This window comes from Aeromonas sp. QDB39 (assembly GCF_027707585.1).
Classification (GTDB): Bacteria; Pseudomonadota; Gammaproteobacteria; order Enterobacterales; family Aeromonadaceae; genus Aeromonas; species Aeromonas hydrophila.
Window position 1 is genome coordinate 1 of sequence record NZ_JAPCIV010000110.1, and the last position, 1,262, is coordinate 1,262.

At 52.0% G+C, this 1,262-nt stretch carries 1 protein-coding gene; it reads left to right on the forward strand.

Annotation, left to right across the window (positions count from 1 at the left end):
- The first annotated feature begins 92 nt into the window (after positions 1-92).
- Positions 93-1,235, forward strand: a complete 1,143-nt coding sequence (locus PG899_RS24030; protein WP_270697811.1) for an IS4-like element ISAs18 family transposase — start codon at positions 93-95, stop codon at positions 1,233-1,235.
- Positions 1,236-1,262 lie beyond the last annotated feature (27 nt).

A 1,262-nucleotide genomic window follows, 5' to 3' on the forward strand; every position in this document is an offset into this window, starting at 1 on the left:
CCTTAACCATCCCCTCATATGAGCGAGGCGTGGCGCGGCTTCTGAGGTATGATCGCCATCCTTGACCAGCTAATACCCAACAGACTATCCCCATGTTTAACCACGAACTAATCCTCAACCACATCGACGATATATTTGGACAGGACATGCATGCCAAGCGTGTTCTTTCCCTCGCCAATGCTACCCTCGGGGTTATCGAGTCAGGTTCACTGGCCATCCACGCCATCGGTAGTGGCCTCTCCTTGGCCAACGGTCTCGAACGTAAACATGCGGTTAAACAGGTGGATCGCCTGCTCACTAACACCAAGCTCAATGTCTGGAGCCTCTTTGACGATTGGGTGCCCTATGTGGTCGGTGAACGTACCGAGATCGTAGTCTCCATGGACTGGACCGAATTCGATGCCGATGATCACAGTACCTTGGTTATCAGCCTGCAAACCAACCACGGTCGCAGTACTCCGCTGCTGTGGAAAACCCATCGGAAATCGTTGCTCAAAGGGCAACGCAATGCCCATGAGAAAGAGCTGCTCACCAAGCTCAAGCAGACGTTGCCAGAGGGTATCTTCGTGACGGTAGTCGCTGACCGCGGCTTTGGTTACATGGTGCTGTTCGAACGCCTGGAGCAAGAGCTAGGCTTTGCTTATCTCATTAGATTTAAAGGAAATGTTTTGGTTGGTTACCCTGGTGTAGAGCAGGTTCCAGCTCGGGACTGGCTAACGCCGACCGGGCGCACCCGAACCCTCAAAGCGGTGGAGCTAACTGGGCAGCGACAGCCTGTCGAACGGGTCTATTGTTGTCATAAGAGTGGCATGAAAGACGCGTGGTTTCTGGCCAGTAACCGGACCGACCTGAGCGCCGCCAAGGCGTTGCAACTATACGGCCAGCGCTGGGGTATCGAGACCAGTTTTCGTGATATCAAAGATTACAAATTCGGCATGGGTATGGGAGATGTGCACATCAGTAATCCGGTCCGGCGCGACCGACTGTTTTTATTCAGTGCCCTGGCCATCGTCTTGCTGACGCTGCTGGGTAAGGCTGGAGACAGTGTCGGTCTAGAGAGAACGATCAAGGTCAATACCAGCAAGAGCCGAACCTATTCGTTCTTTCGGCAAGGGGTCATCTATTACCAGTTGCTACCTAAAATGAAAGAAGCCAATGCGGTCTTGTTGATGGATAAATTTATCTACTACCTGAAGCAACACCGCTTATATACCCGCACACTTGGAATTATTTGAGTCTCTAAAAATGAGGGGATCTCTGAG